At 60.6% G+C, this 18,499-nt stretch carries 15 protein-coding genes and 1 tRNA gene; 1 reads left to right on the top strand and 15 read right to left on the bottom strand.

Annotation, left to right across the window (positions count from 1 at the left end; translation table 11 throughout):
• Nucleotides 1-49: 49 nt before the first annotated feature.
• The 7 genes from ndk to ABIB48_RS11800 form a co-directional block, all read right to left on the bottom strand.
• The gene (gene ndk, locus ABIB48_RS11830) at nucleotides 50-466 is read right to left on the bottom strand and encodes a nucleoside-diphosphate kinase (RefSeq protein WP_110106336.1); all 417 of its coding nucleotides are present in this window, start codon (nucleotides 464-466) and stop codon (nucleotides 50-52) included.
• A 42-nt stretch (nucleotides 467-508) separates the two neighbouring features.
• Nucleotides 509-973, bottom strand: coding sequence for a DUF4233 domain-containing protein (locus ABIB48_RS11825; RefSeq protein ID WP_354213081.1), 465 nt, complete (start codon nucleotides 971-973; stop codon nucleotides 509-511).
• 3 nt (nucleotides 974-976) lie between these two features.
• On the bottom strand, nucleotides 977-2,359 hold the full coding sequence (locus tag ABIB48_RS11820; protein ID WP_110106334.1) for a bifunctional folylpolyglutamate synthase/dihydrofolate synthase: 1,383 nt from the start codon (nucleotides 2,357-2,359) through the stop codon (nucleotides 977-979).
• Nucleotides 2,360-5,650, bottom strand: coding sequence for an isoleucine--tRNA ligase (gene ileS, locus ABIB48_RS11815; protein WP_354213080.1), 3,291 nt, complete (start codon nucleotides 5,648-5,650; stop codon nucleotides 2,360-2,362).
• Nucleotides 5,651-6,080: 430 nt separating this feature from the next.
• Nucleotides 6,081-6,845: an SDR family oxidoreductase gene (locus ABIB48_RS11810; protein ID WP_354213079.1), complete on the bottom strand. Its 765-nt coding sequence runs from the start codon at nucleotides 6,843-6,845 to the stop codon at nucleotides 6,081-6,083.
• Nucleotides 6,846-6,895: 50 nt separating this feature from the next.
• Nucleotides 6,896-7,240 (bottom strand): DUF488 domain-containing protein, encoded by a 345-nt coding sequence (locus tag ABIB48_RS11805; RefSeq protein WP_354213078.1) that lies wholly within the window; start codon nucleotides 7,238-7,240, stop codon nucleotides 6,896-6,898.
• A gap of 212 nt (nucleotides 7,241-7,452) precedes the next feature.
• Nucleotides 7,453-7,923: a MepB family protein gene (locus ABIB48_RS11800; RefSeq protein WP_354213077.1), complete on the bottom strand. Its 471-nt coding sequence runs from the start codon at nucleotides 7,921-7,923 to the stop codon at nucleotides 7,453-7,455.
• Between the two features lie 51 nt (nucleotides 7,924-7,974).
• On the opposite strand from ABIB48_RS11800, the gene valS reads away from it, so the two are divergent.
• Nucleotides 7,975-10,596: a valine--tRNA ligase gene (gene valS, locus ABIB48_RS11795; protein ID WP_354213076.1), complete on the top strand. Its 2,622-nt coding sequence runs from the start codon at nucleotides 7,975-7,977 to the stop codon at nucleotides 10,594-10,596.
• Between the two features lie 149 nt (nucleotides 10,597-10,745).
• Here the strand turns inward: valS and ABIB48_RS11790 are convergent, their stop codons facing one another.
• From ABIB48_RS11790 to ABIB48_RS11755, 8 genes are all read right to left on the bottom strand, one after another.
• A complete protein-coding gene (locus ABIB48_RS11790; RefSeq protein ID WP_354213075.1) occupies nucleotides 10,746-11,564 on the bottom strand; it encodes an SGNH/GDSL hydrolase family protein in 819 nt (272 codons plus the stop codon).
• 101 nt (nucleotides 11,565-11,665) lie between these two features.
• A complete protein-coding gene (locus ABIB48_RS11785) occupies nucleotides 11,666-12,397 on the bottom strand; it encodes a glycosyltransferase (protein WP_502914131.1) in 732 nt (243 codons plus the stop codon).
• Nucleotides 12,398-12,817: 420 nt separating this feature from the next.
• The gene (locus ABIB48_RS11780) at nucleotides 12,818-13,444 is read right to left on the bottom strand and encodes a DsbA family protein (protein ID WP_110106327.1); all 627 of its coding nucleotides are present in this window, start codon (nucleotides 13,442-13,444) and stop codon (nucleotides 12,818-12,820) included.
• 118 nt (nucleotides 13,445-13,562) lie between these two features.
• Nucleotides 13,563-14,849, bottom strand: a complete 1,287-nt coding sequence (gene clpX, locus ABIB48_RS11775) for an ATP-dependent Clp protease ATP-binding subunit ClpX (RefSeq protein WP_315913626.1) — start codon at nucleotides 14,847-14,849, stop codon at nucleotides 13,563-13,565.
• A gap of 184 nt (nucleotides 14,850-15,033) precedes the next feature.
• The gene (locus tag ABIB48_RS11770) at nucleotides 15,034-15,708 is read right to left on the bottom strand and encodes an ATP-dependent Clp protease proteolytic subunit (RefSeq protein ID WP_110106325.1); all 675 of its coding nucleotides are present in this window, start codon (nucleotides 15,706-15,708) and stop codon (nucleotides 15,034-15,036) included.
• A 35-nt stretch (nucleotides 15,709-15,743) separates the two neighbouring features.
• Complete coding sequence (locus tag ABIB48_RS11765; protein ID WP_110106324.1) at nucleotides 15,744-16,364, bottom strand: ATP-dependent Clp protease proteolytic subunit; 621 nt, start codon at nucleotides 16,362-16,364, stop codon at nucleotides 15,744-15,746.
• A gap of 277 nt (nucleotides 16,365-16,641) precedes the next feature.
• Nucleotides 16,642-18,012: a trigger factor gene (gene tig / locus ABIB48_RS11760; protein WP_354213073.1), complete on the bottom strand. Its 1,371-nt coding sequence runs from the start codon at nucleotides 18,010-18,012 to the stop codon at nucleotides 16,642-16,644.
• Between the two features lie 89 nt (nucleotides 18,013-18,101).
• Nucleotides 18,102-18,174: transfer RNA gene (locus tag ABIB48_RS11755), tRNA-Pro, on the bottom strand.
• Between the last annotated feature and the right edge of the window lie 325 nt (nucleotides 18,175-18,499).

The following is an 18,499-nucleotide window of genomic DNA, read 5'->3' as shown; positions in this document are numbered from 1 at the left end:
CGCCCGAGGGACCCGCAACGAGCTTGCGAGCTGCGGGAGGGCGTGGGGACTAGTCGAACCAGATACCGATCTCGCGCTCTGCAGAGAGCACGGAATCGGAACCGTGGACCAGGTTCTGCTGAACCTTCAGGCCCCAGTCACGGCCAAAGTCGCCGCGGATGGTGCCCGGGGCAGCCACCGTGGGATCGGTAGCGCCGGCCAGTGAACGGAACCCGGCAATAACGCTGTCCCCTTCAAAGATGGCCGCCACCATGGGCCCTGAGAGCATGAAGTCAACCAGCGGCTCGTAGAACGGCTTGCCCACGTGCTCTTCATAGTGAGCCTCGAGGACCTGACGGGTCGCGTTGACCATTTCGAGCTGAACCAAGGTGTAACCCTTAGCTTCAACGCGAGCCAGGATGGCGCCGGTGAGGTTGCGGGCCACGCCGTCGGGCTTCACAAGGACAAGGGTGCGCTCAGTGCTCACAATAACTCCAATAAATAGATAAAAAGGACATTCACTCTTAGCTTACTCGGCCGGTTCCTCAGGCGCCGATTCCTCTGGAGCCGATTCCTCGGGGTGCGCTGCATCCCATTGCGCCTGGACCCTGGCGCGTTGGGCGTTCTCACGGTCAATCCGGGCTCCGGCATACAGGGCATACCACCAGGCCACCGCGAACAACACACCCACCACGAACATGGACGGTTCCCAGAAGCCACCCGCGATCAGCACAATCTGCAAAATCCACCCCAACGCCGGGCCCCAGGGTTTGCGGATCACCCCGCACGTCAGGATCAGCACCACGGCCAGCACGCCGCCGGCAATGAGATAGGCCGGATTTTTGTCCTTCAGGCCAAAGAGTGCCAGGGCCAGGAACAGGGCCACGAAAGCTTCAAGAAACAGCACCACGGAGGCGAACATCAGCCGTGTGGAGCGTGGCTTCTTCGGCGTGTTGGGCTTCCATTCGCGCTGCGCCTTTGTCAATTTTGCCATGGCTTAGGCGCCTGCCTTTTCGCCGGGGCGGCCCAGCAGTATCCGGGCTTCACCCACCACGGTGATGGAGCCGGTGATCAGTACGCCGCCGGCGAGATCGTTATTGGCTTCGGCACGTTCCACCGCCCACTCAATGGCGTCATCAAGCTTCTCCGCAATGTGGACGTCTTCCTCATTCCAGCCAAGGTCAACGGCAAGCTCAGCCAATTCCGCTGCCGGGATGGCGCGCGGGGAGTTCGACTGTGTCAGGCACAGCTCCTGCGCCTCATCGCCATAGGCTTCCTTGAGCGAGTTCAGGATTTCTTGGGCATCCTTTTCCGCCAGCACACCCAGCACCACCACAAGCTTGCTGAACGCGAAGGACTCCTGCAAGGCAGCCGCACTGGCCGCAATACCTGCCGGGTTGTGGGCCGCATCCACCACAATGGTGGGTGAGGTGCGCATGACTTCCAGACGCCCCGGCGAGGTGACGGCACCAAAGCCCTCCTGCACGAGTTCGTGGTTCAGTTCCCTCTCTCCCCCGCCTAGGAAAGCTTCCAGCGCGGCAAGTGCGACGGCGGCATTCTGGGCTTGGTGGGCACCGTGCAGCGGGAGCAGGATGCCCGGGTAACGCCCGGCCAGTCCCTGCAGGTCCAGTTGCTGCCCGCCCACGGCAACCGTGCGTGACTCAACACCGAACTCCACGCCTTCAAAGCGGAAATCGGCATGCTTTTCCCGGGCCGCATCCAGGATGACCTGGGCGGCGTCAGTAGGCTGGGCGGCGCTGATGACAAACGCGCCCTCCTTGATGATGCCAGCCTTCTCCTGTGCAATAAGCCCTGTAGTGTCTCCGAGCAGTTCGGTGTGATCCAAGGAGATGGGGGTGATCACGGCAACCTGGCCGTCTCCCACATTGGTGGCGTCGGTGATCCCGCCCAGCCCTACCTCCATGACGGCCACATCAACAGGCTCGTCAGCGAAGATGGCAAAAGCCAGGATGGTCAGCGCCTCGAAGTACGTCAGTCGAGTTTCACCGGCTGCCGTAAGTTCGGCGTCCACAATGTCCAGATAAGGGCGGATCTCATCCCAAATCCTTACGAACGTCCCATCACTGACCGGCGCCCCATCAATGCTGATGCGTTCGGTGACTTTTGTCAGGTGCGGGCTGGTGTACCGGCCGGTGCGCAGATCGTGGGCCATCAGCCCCGCCTCGATCATGCGCGCTGTGGATGTTTTTCCGTTGGTGCCGGTGATGTGGATGATGGGGAAAGCCTTGTTGGGCTCACCCAGAATTTCCATGGCGCGAAAGAGCGGAGCCAGGCGCGGCTCCATCTTGTTTTCGGGCGCACGGCCCAAAAGCTCGGCGTAAACGCTCTCCACCGAAAATTCATCGTGCTGGGCGCTCATTTAGACGGCACTCCGTTCAACTGTGATGGTGGTTTCGACGTCACCGGGGATGAGTTCAAGCTTGAGCGTGAGAGTCTCGGACTTCAGCAGCTCCGCGTTGGCGTGCAGTGCGTCGATTGTCTCTTGAGGGGCGCTGATGATGGTGCGGATCCTGTCGCTGACCTGCAGGCCGGTGTCCTTGCGGGCCTGCTGAACGGCGCGGATCATGTCCCGTGCGGTGCCCTCAGCCTCAAGTTCGGGGTTCAGCTCGGTGTTGAGCACCACAAAGCCGCCGGTGGGCAACATTGCAACGGCACTCTTACCGCCGTCGGCCGCGTCTGCCACCACGGTCTCCAGCGTATATTCGGAGGGTTCCAGAGCCAGGCCACCGGCGGTGACCACACCGTCAGTGACGGACCAGTCCCCGGACTTGGAGCCCTTGATGGCGAGCTGGACGTTCTTGCCCAGGCGCGGTCCTGCCGCACGGGCGTTGACTACCAGCTTCTGGCTGACGCCGAATTCCTCCGGGGAGGCGTCCGCTGCGTCCACAAAGCGGATGGAACGGATGTTCAGCTCCTCGGCCACGATTCCGGCGCCGCTGGTCAAGGCTGCGGCGTTCGGTGCCACCACGGTAAGTTCGGCCAAAGGCAGGCGCACGCGCAGCTTGGCGGCCTTGCGCAGGCTGGAGCCCGTGGAGCAGATCTGCTGGATGGTCTCCATCTGCGTCACCAAGGCGGCGTCAGGTAGGAAAAGATCGGCGTTGGGCAAGTCGGTCAGGTGCACGGAGCGCCCGCCCGTGAGCCCGCGCCAGATTTCCTCGGTGAGCAGAGGCAGCAGCGAGGCGGCCACCCGGCACACGGTTTCCAGAGCGGTATAGAGCGCGTCAAACGCATCCTCGTTTTCGTCGAAGAAGCGGTTTCGGCTGCGGCGCACATACCAGTTGGTGAGCATGTCGAAGTAGCTGCGCAGGGAATCACAAGCGCCGGAAACATCGTAACCATCCAGCTTGGCCGTGATCGCGCGGACCAGATCGCCGGTGTTGGCCAGCAGGTATTGGTCCATGGGATCGGAGTAGCCGTCATAGCGCAGCTTGGCGTCGTAACCCTTGCCCTGGTTGGCCGTGTTGGCGTACAGGGTGAAGAAGCTGTACACGTTCCACAGGGGCAGGATGACCTGGCGGACGCCGTCGCGGATGCCTTGTTCGGTGACTACCAGGTTGCCACCGCGCAGGATGGGGCTGGACATCAGGAACCAGCGCATGGCGTCGGAGCCGTCACGGTCCAGGACCTCTGAGACGTCCGGGTAGTTGCGCAGCGACTTGGACATTTTTTGGCCGTCGGAGCCCAGCACAATGCCGTGGCTGATGACGTTGCGGAACGCCGGGCGGTCAAAGAGTGCCGTGGAGAGGATGTGCAGCATGTAGAACCAGCCGCGCGTCTGACCAATGTATTCCACGATGAAGTCGGCCGGGTTGTGGGTGTTGAACCAGTCCTCGTTCTCAAACGGATAGTGGACCTGGCCGTAGGGCATGGAGCCGGAATCGAACCAGACATCCAGCACGTCCTCCACGCGGCGCATGGTGGACTGGCCTTCTTCGGGGGTGCGCGGGTCATCCGGGTTGGGGCGGGTGAGCTCATCAATGAACGGGCGGTGCAGATCCACCTCGCCGTCATTGTTCAGTGGCAGGCGGCCAAAGTCGGCCTGCATTTCGGCGAGGGAGCCGTACACGTCGGTGCGCGGGTACTCTTCGTCGTCGGACTGCCAGACGGGGATGGGTGAGCCCCAGTAGCGGTTGCGGGAGATGGACCAGTCGCGGGCGTTGGCCAGCCATTTGCCGAACTGGCCGTCCTTGACGTTGCCGGGGATCCAGTTGATGTCCTGGTTTATTTCCACCATGCGGTCCTTGAACGCGGTGACTTCCACGTACCAGGAGGAGATGGCGCGGTAGATCAGAGGTGTGCGGCAGCGCCAGCAGTGCGGGTAGCTGTGCACATAGCTGGCCTGGCGGACCAGGCGTCCGGCATTCTTGACCACACGGGTGATGGTCTTGTTGGCGTCAAAGACCTGAACACCGGCAATCTCGGCCAGCGGTCCTTCAGCGAAGAGCGGCAGGAAGTTGGCGCCCTCATCGATGGAGAGAACCACGGGGATGCCGTACGCCTCACACACCTTTTGATCCTCTTCACCGTAGGCGGGTGCCTGGTGGACAATACCGGTACCGTCCGTGGTGGTGACGTAATCTGCTACCAAGAACTGCCAGGACTTGGCGGTGCCGTACTTTTCATCGTCGGCAAAGTAGTCCCACAGTGGCTCGTACTTAAGTCCCTCAAGCTCGGTGCCCGCATAGGAAGCGGAGACGGCGGCCGTTGCGGCAGCTCCGTCGTCGTACCCCAAATCCTTGGCGTACGCGCCCACCAAGTCAGCTGCAAGCAGGAAACGCTCGGCGGTAGCTGCGAGGGCGATCCCGTTGGGCCCAACAGGGACCACGGCGTAGCTCACGGCGGGCCCAACAGCGAGGGCCTGGTTGGTGGGCAGGGTCCAGGGCGTGGTGGTCCAGGCGATCGCGGCCACACCGGCCAGTTCCTGCGAGAGGGCGGATTCGCCGGGCAGGATCGGGAACGTGACGGTGACTGTGCCATCCTGACGGTCCTTGTAAACATCCTCATCCATGCGCAGCTCATGGTTGGAGAGGGGGGTCTCATCCTTCCAGCAGTAAGGCAGCACGCGGTAGCCGTTGTAGGTGAGCCCCTTGGAATGGAGCTGCTTGAACGCCCACAGCACCGACTCCATGTACTCAACGTTGAGCGTTTTATAGTCGTTCTCGAAGTCCACCCAACGGGCCTGGCGGGTGACGTACTCCTGCCATTCGCCGGCGTACTTCATGACGGAGGAGCGGCAGGCGTCGTTGAACTTGTCAATGCCCATGGCCTCGATCTGGGCCTTGTCCGTCATGCCCAGCTGCTTCATGGCCTCCAGCTCGGCGGGCAGCCCGTGCGTGTCCCAGCCGAAGCGGCGCTCCACGCGGCGCCCGCGCTGGGTCTGGTAGCGGGCCACCAGGTCCTTGGCGTAGCCGGTGAGCAGGTGCCCGTAGTGCGGCAGGCCGTTGGCGAAGGGCGGGCCGTCATAGAAGACGAATTCGTTGGACCCGTCAACACCTGCGTCGCGGGCGTCAATGCTGGCCTGGAAGGTGCCGTCCTGATCCCAGTACTTCAGGACCAGTTCTTCCACCTTCGGAAAATTCACGGAGGAGGGAACATGGTTGGATTCGGCGTGGAGGCCGGCGGCGGCTGAGGCCTTCGGGAAGTGGGTCATCACATCATCCTGGTGGTGGGCGAACTTTTTCAGGATGCAAGGACGGCTTGCGCCGCGGTACCACCTCGCTTGCCGCACCTGATTTTCACCGGGCCCGGCCGCTTGTTGACTGCTGTAACGGGCTTACCCGCCCGGTTCTACTGACGCCAGCTTTCCTTCTCAGGGTGACTGGGGCGTTCTTCCGGAAGCTCACCGGTGATGGCCGGGTCTGTGCTTTGTTCCTTATCTTACCGGATACTTCCACGGTGGCCGTACTGCTTCTTCGGTCCGAGGCTGGTGGTCAGCGCTCGGACCATCGGGGGCACCGCAACCTCATCGACCTGCGAGAATCGACCCGTGAGATATGGCTGCTTTGAGCCTGCCAGAAGCGCCTTATCTCACGGGTCAATTTCGCCGCTTCCAAACTACAGCCGATGCGGAGCCTGGTTTGCTACTTGCGGATGAGTTTGTGAGCGGCCGCCTGTGCCACGGGGCGCATGATGATTTGGTCCAGGTTGACATGGTGGGGAAGCCCGACGGCGTAACTCACCACATCCGCCACGTCCTCCGGGGTGAGTGGTTTTTCAACACCCTGATAGACCGCCTCGGCGGCTTCCTGATTCCCGGAGAGACGGTTGAGCGCAAACTCCTCCGTGTGAACCAATCCCGGAGCTACCTCAATGACGCGCACATTGTGCTCCGCTTCTTCTAAGCGGAGGGCACCGGTGAGTGCGTGTTGGCCAAACTTGGCTGCGTTGTAGCCGGAGCCACCCTCGTAGGCTGTGTACGCTGCGGTGGAAGTCAGGTTCAAGACGGTGCCGAAGCCGTGTTCACGCAGCGCAGGCAGCAGCGCCTTCGTCACCTTCAGGGTTCCCAGGACGTTGACCTGGAACATCCATTCCCAATCATCCACCTGCGAGGTGGCCACACTGTCCACACCGCGGGCGCCGCCGGCAATGTTGATGAGCGTGTCCACGCCCGGCGCAGGGAACGTGTCGGAGGCGAAGTCACGGAGGCGGGCGACGTCGTCGGCCTTGGTGACATCGGCAGCAAAGGCGATGGCGCCGGTTTCCTCGGCAAGCTGCGCAAGGCGGTCCTCGCGGCGGGCCACGGCAATGACGTTCCAGCCGTCGGCGCGGAGTTTGCGGACCGTGGCGGCACCGATTCCTGAACTAGCACCGGTGACAACTGCATTCTTTGTAGTGTTTTCAGACATGCTTCAAATGTATCGTGTTGCATCTCCGGGATGCGGTCACAAAGCTGCAGTCAGGACGATGCATTCAAAAAGCTAAGCAGCACAGCCGCCTGATTTTCCTCGTGGTCCTTGGCGCCGTACAGCAGCACCACCTGTTCATGTCCAGTCAAGATCTCGCGCAAGTCTGTCACTGTCGGGTTCTTGTTGAGTTCTGCCGTGTAGTCGCGGACAAAGGTTTCAAAGTGCTCGGGGACGTGACCAAACGCGTTGCGGACCTCCGTGCTGGGGGCCACGTCCTTGAGCCAGAGGTCAATTTTGTCCTTTTTGACCCCACGCGGCCACAGCCTGTCCACCAGTACCCGGTACTCCCCCGGCTCCGGCTCTTCATAAACACGCAAAATCCTGATTGTGCCCATATTTGCATCATAACCCCGGTGTTCGCTCCAGTGGCACATATGCAACTGCGCACCGTTATCTTGCAATGGTGCGCAGCTCCTGTTTCTGCGCACCATTGGCCCATAACCGTGCGCGGAAGCTGTCGGATCCGGCCCGGCTCATGACGAGCATTGCCCATGCGCCGTGGAGGAACTTTCAAAAAGCGCATAGTGAATGGCGTACCCAGCGGAAGTCAGGCTGCAAACAACCGAGCAGCGTGCTCCGGCGTTGCCTTGGCAGGCAGAAACCATTCGCACTGCCACTTTTGGGTGCGCCGGGCCTGTGCGCTGGTGGTCTGCACATCAGGGGTGTAAACACGCATGGCCCGTTTCCCGCCCACCCCGGAGACGGAAATCACCCCACGGTGGGCCAACACGGAAAGGGGGAACACAAACTGGCCCAGCCCCGCACCCACGCCAGCCTCAACAACGAACAGGGCAACGCCGTCGTGCGTGTCAAAGGGACGGATAGGGCCCGCGGCAGAACGCTGCCACAGGGTCACGAACTGGCCAACCTTGGTGGGGGTGGTCTTGGCGCGGCGGAAAATGGCGGCCCGCCCACCCAGGGTGAGCGTGTGGGCACAGTATTCGGCGCTTTCTTGCTCAGGCACCACATCAGCCCAGGTGACACCCCAGCGTTCCCATAGATTGCCTGCGTTCTGCATCTAAAATCCCCTGAATCTAGGTTCGGCACCACTTCATGGAAGAATTGATGCATGGCTGAAATCATTCCGGGCACAGACACGCCCGCACCCACGTCAAGCAACGTCCCCGACAAGCCCGTTTTGGAGGGTCTTGAAGAGTCCCTGACCAAGCGCTGGCTGGAAGAGGGCACCTACAAGTTTAACCGTGAAACCACGCGGGAGCAGGTGTACTCCATTGACACTCCCCCGCCCACCGCGTCCGGATCGCTGCACGTGGGGCACATGTTCTCCTACACGCAGACCGACGTACTGGCCCGGTTCCAGCGTATGCGCGGCAAGAACGTCTTCTACCCTATGGGCTGGGATGACAACGGCCTGCCCACCGAGCGCCGCGTACAGAACTATTACGGTGTGCGTTGCGATCCGAAAATCACGTACGACGCCGACTACCGCCCTCCCGCGTCCCCGGCCAAGAACCAGCGTGATTTCGATGTCATCTCGCGCAAGAACTTCATTGAGCTGTGTGAAGAGCTGGCGGTTGAGGATGAGAAGGTCTTTGAGCACCTGTTCCAGACGCTGGGCCTCTCCGTTGACTGGGAGCTGACGTACCGCACCATCGATGACCACTCCCGTGCAGTCTCCCAGCGCGGCTTCTTAGAAAACCTGAGTGCCGGCGACGCCTACATGGCCGAGGCGCCCACCCTGTGGGATGTCACCTTCCGCACCGCCGTGGCCCAGGCCGAGTTAGAAGACCGCGAAATGCCGGGCGCCTACTACCGCTACCCGTTCTTCGCCGAAGACGGCACCAAGATTTACATTGAGACCACACGCCCTGAGCTGCTTGCAGCCTGCTCCGCCCTGGTAGCCAACCCGGATGACGAGCGCTACAAGCCGCTATTCGGTAAGAAGGTCACCTCGCCGCTGTTTGGCGTTGAGGTTGAAGTCCGACCGCACGCATTGGCCAAGGCCGATAAGGGTTCCGGCATCGCCATGGTTTGCACCTTCGGCGACCTGACTGACGTCATCTGGTGGCGCGAACTGCAGCTGCCCACCCGCGCCATCGTAGGCCGTGACGGGCGCATCCTCGGCGATACCCCTGACTGGATCACCTCCGAGGAGGGCCGCGAAAACTACGCGAAGATCGCTGGAAAGACTGTCTTCAGTGCCAAGGAAGGCGTTGTTGAGATGCTTACTGAGGCTGAGCTGCTGGACGGCGAAATCAAGAAGATCATGCACCCCGTGAACTTCTTTGAAAAGGGTGACAAGCCCCTGGAGATCGTCTCCTCACGCCAGTGGTACATCCGTAACGGTGGCCGCGACGAGGACCGCCGCGAGAAGCTGATCAACCGTGGCAAGGACATTGAGTTCCACCCGGCGTTCATGCGCTCACGCTATGACAACTGGATCTCCGGGCTAAACGGTGACTGGCTGGTTTCCCGCCAGCGCTTCTTCGGCGTGCCGGTTCCCGTCTGGTACCCGCTGGATGCCGACGGCAACCCGGATTACGATCACCCCATCCTGCCCACCACCGCGATGCTGCCGGTTGACCCCGCAGCGGACGCGGCCCCCGGTTACACCGAGGAGCAGCGCAACGTTCCCGGCGGTTTCGTAGGAGACGCCGATGTGCTCGACACCTGGGCCACCTCCTCCCTGACCCCGCAGATTGTGGGCGGTTGGGGCGTTGACGAGACCCTGTTCGCGCAGGTCTACCCCTTCGACCTGCGCCCCCAAGGCCATGACATCATCCGTACCTGGCTGTTCTCCTCTGCTGTGCGCGCCGATGCTCTGCAGGGCAGCGCCCCGTGGAAGCACGCCGCCATCTCCGGCTGGATCCTTGACCCGGACCGCAAGAAGATGTCCAAGTCCAAGGGCAACGTGGTGGTCCCCACCGACGTGCTCAACGACTACGGTGCCGACGCCGTCCGCTACTGGGCAGCCTCCGCCAAGCTCGGTGCCGATACGGCGTATGAGATTGCGCAGATGAAAATTGGCCGCCGCCTGGCCATCAAGCTGCTCAACGCTTCCAAGTTTGTGCTGAACCTGGGCGCCACCGAGGCCAATGTGCTTTCTGCTGACAGCGCCGTGCTGAGCAACCCTCTGGACCGTGGCCTACTGGCCCAGCTATCCGAAGTAGTCACGGCCGCCACGGCTGCGTTTGAAAAGTATGACTACGCCCGCGCTCTGCAGCTGACCGAGAGCTTCTTCTGGCACTTCACGGACGACTACGTGGAGCTCGTCAAGGACCGCGCCTACGGTGCATCCGGCGAGGAAGGCCAGGCATCCGTGCTGGCTGCTCTGGCCACCACGCTGGATTCACTGCTGCGCTTGTTCGCCCCGTTCCTGCCGTTTGCCACGGAGGAAGTATGGAGCTGGTGGCGTACAGAGTCTGTTCACCGCGCACCGTGGCCCACCGCTGTTGGCGTGGACGACGGCGACACCACCTTGCTGGCGACCGTGGGCGACGCCCTCTCTGGCATCCGCAAGGCCAAGTCTGAGGCCAAGGTCAAGCAGCGCACCCAGGTACTCTCGGCCACCGTGACTGCGGGCGAGGTGGAAGCCGCACAGTTGGGCGCTGGGTTGTCAGACTTGAAGGCTGCTGCGAATGCCGTGGAGATCACGGTATCCGTGGGTGAGGGCCAGATCACCGTCTCCAATGTTGTGCTGGAGCCGGTTCAGGAGCCCGCACAGGCCTAGCCGCCGCTGCTCTTCGGATCACTCCGCAGCGTCAACGCTCCTGCGGAGAACATTTCTGGAGGACGCTACTGGGGAACGCCGCACCACACGGTGCGGCGTTCCCTTTTTAATATCAGCGGGCGGGGCTCAGCGGGGCTCTGCTGCAGGGCTCATCGGGTAGCTTGCAGGCTCGCCCGGACAAGCTTGCGCAGACCCTTCTTGGGTGGCACCCGGACCGGCTCTGGCCAGCGTGGACCCAACGAATCGCCGAGGGTTGTGCGCCGCATTTTTCGGCCGATCAGCGGCACCACCCACTCCATGTACCACCGGTAATGCCCATATGCGCGATGTTTCCAGGTAGTTGGAGGGTGGCTTTTGTCCTTGAGGCTGATGCCATGGGGTACCTCCAGCAGGTCTAGGACCCGTCCAGCCAGGTATTTGTGCCTGCGCTTGGACATGTGCAGCCGGTCCGAGCACCACATGGCGGGGTTCTCGTAAGCCGTCCAAGACGCGTAGTCCACCACCGTGGCACCATACTTCGCAGCGATGGTTCTGATGCCGTCGTTGTACGCATGGTTCTTGCTGCGCAGTGGAGCCAGCGGTGGCGAAACCTCCACATCGTATCCGGTGAACAACAGCGGGGCTGCCCCTGACTGGGCCAGCCGGGCCACGAGTGATTCGTACTCCTGCAGGATCCGGGCCATCGACGTGCCCACGTCCATGACGTCGTTGCCGCCTGCATACAAGGTGACCAGTGTGGGTTTTGGATCCATGGCTGCTTCGAGTTGCTCGGCCGCCACGTGACGCAGCCTTTTACTGCGTACCGCGAGGTTGGCATATTCCCAGCCCGGAGCGTCCCGGGCGAGCCCTTCCGCAACCCTGTCGGCCCAGCCCTTGACTCCATTTGGCCAGTGCTTCTTATCATCACCCACCCCTTCCGTGAAGGAGTCCCCCAGTGCGAGGTAACGGTCGGTTCCCCCAACAATCATTGACCGTTACGTACCGCTCTGGGGCCGCGCCCGTACCGGCGTCCCCTTGCCCACTCCGGTGTAGTCCCAGCAGGACCAGCTCGGCCCCCTGCCGGGCCACCTCACACGGAACCGTCCAACAGTTGCGTTGCCGTCTCTGCCAGCCTGTCCCTCGCATCGAGATTGACCTCCTCGGCCAGGTCCTGGACCTGCTTCTCGAGGGCCAAGCGCCCCACGTAGCCAATGATCTTCTGCCCCGGAGCCGCATGCTTCCTGCGAAAGGCGGCGCTACGCTTTGTGGGCTGGAAACGTTCGGTATCCACCCCGCGGCGCCACAGTTCCACGCGGGGAATGCCGTGCCCGCGCAGCTTCTCGAGGGAGTCGGTGGACGGCGCTAGGGTCCGGGTGGCGGTGGTGTGGATGTTTTCCAGACGCCGCCAGGCCCAGTTCTCCAGAAAAGACAAGCCGTAGCGTGCGGCGTAACCCGGCACGTCCGTCTGGTAGACGGCCACCGTGGGAATCCCCAGCGCCTCCGCGGCCCGCACAGCCCGCCAACCGAGCACGAAGGGTGAGGCCAGGTGCACCACATCGGGCTGGAATTCGGTGAGCAGCGTTTTCACCCGCAAAACCCCGCCGGCGGCAATCCGGATGTTCGGATATCGCGCCAGGGCAATGGCGGGCAGCCGCCTGACTCTTGCCCCTTCGACCACGCGCGGCTCCTTGCCGGCAGCGGACGGGGCAATCACCAGCACCTCGTCGCCTCGCGCATCCAGGTGTTGCAGGATCTTTAGCAGTGAATGGGTGACCCCGTTCATCTCGGGCAGAAACGATTCAGCAATGATTGCAAGTTTCACGGTTTAACCATGGCGTGCCCAGGTTGGCGCTGCGGGCTGCGGAGCAAACGAACCGGTGAAGAGTGGGTGAACGTTTTTGGACAAAGGGGAAGCCCCATCGGCCAGAGTGCCGTCGGTGGGGCTTCGACTTTCATGCCGTCATGTGATGCTAACGGTCTAGCGCTTGCCATGGAGTTCAGGACAATTCACCGCATCACCGGTGTCAAGGAACCTATTCGAGCGTCCCGCCGAGGCGGTGCTCATTGATCAAGATGGTTCAGTCACTGAATTTATGGTTCGTACTAGCCCTTTCCTTGGCGGATCGGGTATTAAAGAGTATGCGCTTCTGCTGGGGCAAAAACAACGGCCGGGTGGAAAAAGTTAAACGTTTTCAACCCGGCCGGAAGTATCACGCTCTACGTGAGCGCCGTATCAAGGGTGTTAGTCGAACTGAGGGTATTCCGTGCGGCTGCGCTTGATCTCAAAGAAGTACGGGAAGCTAGCCAGTGTGACGGTGGCGTCCCAGAGCTTGCCTGCCTCTTCACCGCGCGGGATACGGGTGACGACGGGGCCAAAGAAGGCAGTGCCGTTGAATGCCACGATGGGCGTTCCCACGTCCTCGCCCACCTTGTTGATTCCTTCAGCGTGGCTTGCCCGCAAGGCCACGTCATGGGCGTCTGTGGTGGCTGCCGCTGCAAGTTCGGCCGGCAGACCCACCTCGGCCAGGGACTTGGCAATGACATCTCCTAAGTCCTTATTGCCATTGTTGTGGATCTCGGTTCCCATGGCGTCGTAGAGCGGCTTGATGACGTCTTGTCCATGAGCTGCGACGGCGGCCATGATGACGCGGACAGGTCCCCACGCCTTCTTCACGTGCTCCTGGTACTCAGCAGGTAAGTCAGTGTTGTTCTCGTTCAGAACGCCCAAGCTCATGACGTGCCAGTCCACCTTGATGTTACGTACCTGCTCCACTTCAGCGATCCAGCGCGATGTGGCCCATGCAAAGGGACAGGTGGGATCAAACCAAAAATCGGCCTTTTCAGTGGCGCCGACATTACTCTCAGACACGTAGAATCTCCTTAGTAGTGCGGGGTGCGAAGCAGCTAAAACCACTTCACCATTTGGTGCAACGGCGGCAGCTACCCAACTATTCCGTCAGTATGTACACAGATGCGAAAGGGGTGGCCTAAGCCGATTTGTTCCTGCGCTTAGCAACCACTTCGTGGGGAATCAACGTGGGTTCAGACTTCTTGGCCACCACATCGGCAGTAATCACCACTGTGGCAATGTCTTCGCGGCTGGGAAGATCGAACATGACAGGCTGTAGAACTTCTTCTAAGATGGCACGCAATCCGCGGGCGCCAGTGCCCCGGGCCAAGGCCAGATCAGCAATGGCGCTCATGGCGTCTTCATCGAATTCAAGATCGACGCCGTCCAGGGTGAACATTTTTTGGTACTGCTTGACTAACGCATTTTTGGGTTCCGTGAGGATCTGAATCAGGGCTGTGCGGTCCAGTTGAGTAACAGTGGTAATAACGGGCAGGCGGCCAATGAATTCAGGGATCAGACCAAACTTCAGTAAGTCCTCAGGCATAACGTCCGCGTAGCTTGCCTCGGACTGCTTGAGGGCACTGAGCGGGGCACCAAAGCCGATGCCCTTCTTGCCCGCGCGGGAACCAATAATTTCTTCCAGCCCAGCAAACGCCCCGGCCACAATAAATAGAACATTGGTGGTGTCGATCTGAATGAACTCTTGATGCGGATGTTTGCGCCCGCCCTGCGGCGGTACTGACGCTACGGTTCCTTCAAGAATTTTCAGCAGCGCTTGCTGCACACCTTCCCCGGACACGTCACGGGTAATGGAGGGGTTCTCTGATTTACGCGAGATTTTATCAATCTCGTCAATGTAGATAATGCCCTGCTCTGCCTTCTTAATATCAAAGTCGGCTGCCTGTATGAGCTTGAGCAGGATGTTTTCTACATCCTCGCCCACGTACCCGGCCTCAGTGAGAGCTGTTGCGTCTGCAACGGCAAAGGGGACATTGAGACGGCGGGCCAAGGTCTGCGCCAAATACGTCTTACCGCAACCGGTGGGACCCACCAGCAGGATATTTGACTTGGCAATCTCCACCTCATCGTGAACACCGCCGGAGATGGTGTTGGATTTAACCGCATGGCCGGACTGGATACGTTTGTAGTGGTTGTACACGGCTACGGCCAAAGAGCGCTTTGCCGGTTCCTGACCAATCACATATTCCTGCAGAAAATCAAAGATCTCGCGGGGCTTGGGGAGCTCAAAGGCGTCAAGATCTGCCACCTCAGCGAGTTCTTCATCAATGATCTCGTTGCACAATTCAATGCACTCGTCACAGATGTAGACGCCGGGTCCGGCAATAAGCTTGCGAACTTGTTTTTGACTCTTTCCGCAGAAAGAACACTTCAGCAGATCTGTGCTTTCGCCCATCCTGGCCATTGATGTGTCCTTCCGCGAATAACCCGCCGACGGCGCAGTTACTTCTACTACTTCTTCATTCCACAGCTGGTGCCGAGAACGTCCTACCAATTACATTCCACTCTAAGCCACGGCACTGACATTGGCTGGTATGCCAACGCCGGAACAAGGGATTTCCTCCCTTGTTCCGGCAATCGCAAGTACTTTAGCGAGTGATGGCCGCCGGCTTCATCTTGCGCGGCGCCAGTACCTCATCGATCAAACCGTACTCCTTGGCCTGGGCGGCCGTGAGGATGTTGTCACGCTCAATGTCATTGCTGACCTGCTCAGGCGTGCGGCCGGAAAGGTCAGCCAGCGTGTTTTCCAGCCATTCACGCATACGCATGACCTCGTTAGCCTGGATTTCCAGGTCGGAGGCCTGTCCACCCTGACCGCCGGAGAGTGCCGGCTGGTGGATCAGCACGCGTGCGTTCGGCAGGGCCAAACGCTTACCGGGTGCACCGGCGGCGAGCAGCACGGCGGCTGCGGAGGCGGCCTGGCCCAGGCATACGGTCTGAATCTCGGGGCGAATGAACTGCATGGTGTCATAGATGGCCGTCATGGCCGTGAATGATCCACCGGGAGAGTTGATGTACAAGGTGATGTCGCGGTCCGTGTCATCAGCTTCCAGCACCAGCAGCTGGGCCATGACATCGTCGGCTGAGGCGTCATCAACCTGGACGCCCAAGAAGATGATGCGGTCTTCAAAGAGCTTTGTGTACGGATCCTGGCGCTTGAAGCCGTAGGGTGTGCGCTCCTCGAACTGAGGGAGCACGTAGCGGCTGGTGGGTAGGTTGCCGGCAGTGTTGCCAAATGCTGTGCTGCCAAAGTTGTAAGTCATGTCTTGTTGCTCCTGAAATCTTGTGCTTTGGCGAATTACTTGGCGTTGGTTCCGCCGCCACCGGCAACGGAGCCGGCGTGGCGGGCAATCTTATCGAAGAAGCCGTATTCCAAGCCCTGCTCTGCGGTGAACCACTTATCGCGGTCATTGTCCACGAGGATCTTCTCGATGCTCTGGCCAGTCTGCTCTGCCGTCAGTTCAGCCATGACCTTCTTCATGTGCAGGATCAGCTCGGCCTGAATCTTGATGTCCGACGCCGTTCCTCCAATGCCGCCTGATGGCTGGTGCATGAGGATGCGTGCGTTGGGAGTTGCGTAGCGCTTGCCCTTGGTGCCCGAGGAGAGCAGGAACTGGCCCATGGAGGCTGCCAGCCCGGTGGCGACCGTGACAACGTCATTCGGGATGTACTGCATGGTGTCATAGATCGCCATGCCGGCTGTCACTGAGCCGCCGGGTGAGTTGATGTACAAGAAGATGTCCTTGTCAGGGTCCTCGGCCGAGAGCAGCAACAGCTGCGAGCAGATGACATTCGCGTTGTCGTCGCGAACTTCCGAGCCCAACCAGATGATGCGTTCCTTCAGCAGGCGGTTGAAAATGTACTGATCTTGACCGTTTGAGTCCGCGCTGGCCATCGTGGGGGTGGTTTGCTGTGCCATGGTGGGTTTACCTCTCCTTCGTGTGGCCTGCCGAGCGTGCCCGGCGGAACCATCACTAATGTTCACTACTTGGACAGTAGCCCTTTTTCACAAGCCTTTGGGGCCCGTGGCGGTGCTGTTCGCTGTCGGCGCACGATCCCCGTTCGCCCTACGCGTAGGGGAATGAAAGCGCTCCCACGGGCGTTAATCCGTGGGCATAAAAAAGCCGTTGCCGGCTCTCCTGGGAGAACCGGCAACGGTGTTCAATCTTTGTTGCCCTGTCATGGGGCAAGCAGCATTAGATGCGGACTTCGCCCGGATCGGAAACTGCTGAGGCCTCGATGACCTCGTCCTCGCCAGCAATGTCTTCTTCTTCAGAAGCAACTGAGACGAAGTCGGTCAGATCCACTACGGCACCTTCGGAATCCGTCACGGTGGCTTTGCCCAAGACAACGGCAAGAGCCTTGCGGCGGCGTACTTCGCCAACAATCATGTTGACCTGGCCGGAGGAATCGAGCATCTGTGCGAACTGGTTCGGGTCCATGCCGTACTGGCTGGCCGAGGAGACGATGTAATCGATCAGTTCAGCCTGGCTGACGCCGATCTCTTCCTTCTCAGCGATGGCATCGAGGATGATCTCGTTACGGAAGGCCTTCTCGGTGTTTTCCTTGACCTCGGCGCGGTGCTCTTCGGTGTCATGCTCTTCGGGGCCGTGAGCGTTCTCGGCCTTGAAGTGCTGCTCGAGCTGATCGGCAACCACCGAATCCGGGACGGGCACCTCAACGAGCTCTACGAGCTTCTCAAGAACCTTGTCGCGGGCCTCAACACCCTGCTCTACGGTCTTGGACTCGGCGGCCTGCTTGGCCAGGTCTTCCTTGAGTTCGTCAATGGTGTCGAACTCAGAAGCCAGCTGAGCGAAGTCATCGTTTGCCTCGGGCAGTTCGCGTTCCTTCACTGAGGTCACCTTGAGCGTGACCTGAGCTTCTTCACCAGCGTGCTCGCCGCCGGCAAGCTTGGTGTTGAAGATGGCTTCCTCGCCAGCGGACAGGCCGGTTGCGGCCTCATCCAGGCCGTCAAGCATGTTGCCTGCGCCAATCTGGTAGGAGAGATCCGATGCAGCGTCAACCTCGACGTCGTCGATCTTGGCAGCGATGTTGATGGTCAGGAAGTCACCGTCAACGGCCGGGCGGTCAACAGCAACCAGGGTGCCGAAGCGGGCGCGCAGCTCATCCAGAGCCTTGACGTTATCTTCTTCGGTAGCCTCAACAGCGGCAACCTCAACCTCGATGCCTTCGTAGCTGGGCAGCTCAATCTCGGGGCGGATATCCAGCTCAACGTGGAACTTGACAACGCCGTCGGTTGCGGTGGGGTCAGGAACCTCGGTGATTTCTACCTCGGGACGGCTCAACGGGATGAGCTTGTTCTCGACCACAGCATCCTGGTACCAGCCATTGAGGCCGGAGTTGATGGCGGTTTCCAGAACGTAGCCACGGCCAACGCGCTGATCGATCAGCTTGTTGGGGACCTTGCCCTTGCGGAAGCCAGGTACCTGTACCTGTGTGGCAATCGTCTTGTAGGCCTCGGTGATGCTGGGCTTCAATTCCTCAAAGGAAACCTCAACGTCAAGCTTTACACGAGTGGGTGTGAGGTTTTCGACAGCGCTCTTCACAGCGTGGTACTCCTGATGGTCTGTTGATGGATATTTAGGCCCAGCACATGGGCAGTCACTGACCAACCGTGAACCGAATAATGCTGAAGTCGGGGCGACAGGACTCGAACCTGCGGTCTCCTGCTCCCAAAGCAGGCGCGCTAGCCACTACGCTACGCCCCGTAGTTGCCCGGAACAGTCTACGGGCAAAAGTACCCAGATGCACAATCGGGGGTTTACGGGGTGCTTTTCACGGCCCATGGCGCGTAGCGAATCGCTCGTAAGTAGCGGCTTTTGAGGCACGACGCCGGACACTCACCCGCCGCTGTTCCCTTACGTTCTCCGGCCGCTGGCCCAGTCGCAGCCGGCGCCAGAGCGTCCAGGAGGTAGTTGTTATGTTTGGAGGCCTGTCCAGAGCTTGTTGCTTTTTGGGGTGCGGCGTTGCGGGGGTTTTCTCTGGCGGCGTTTAATGATTGGTGCATGGCCCGAGAATATCGCTCTGTAGATC

Source organism: Arthrobacter sp. UYCu511, from assembly GCF_040547105.1.
Classification (GTDB): Bacteria; Actinomycetota; Actinomycetes; order Actinomycetales; family Micrococcaceae; genus Specibacter; species Specibacter psychrochitiniphilus.
This window is presented reverse-complemented; position numbering and strand designations above follow the sequence as displayed.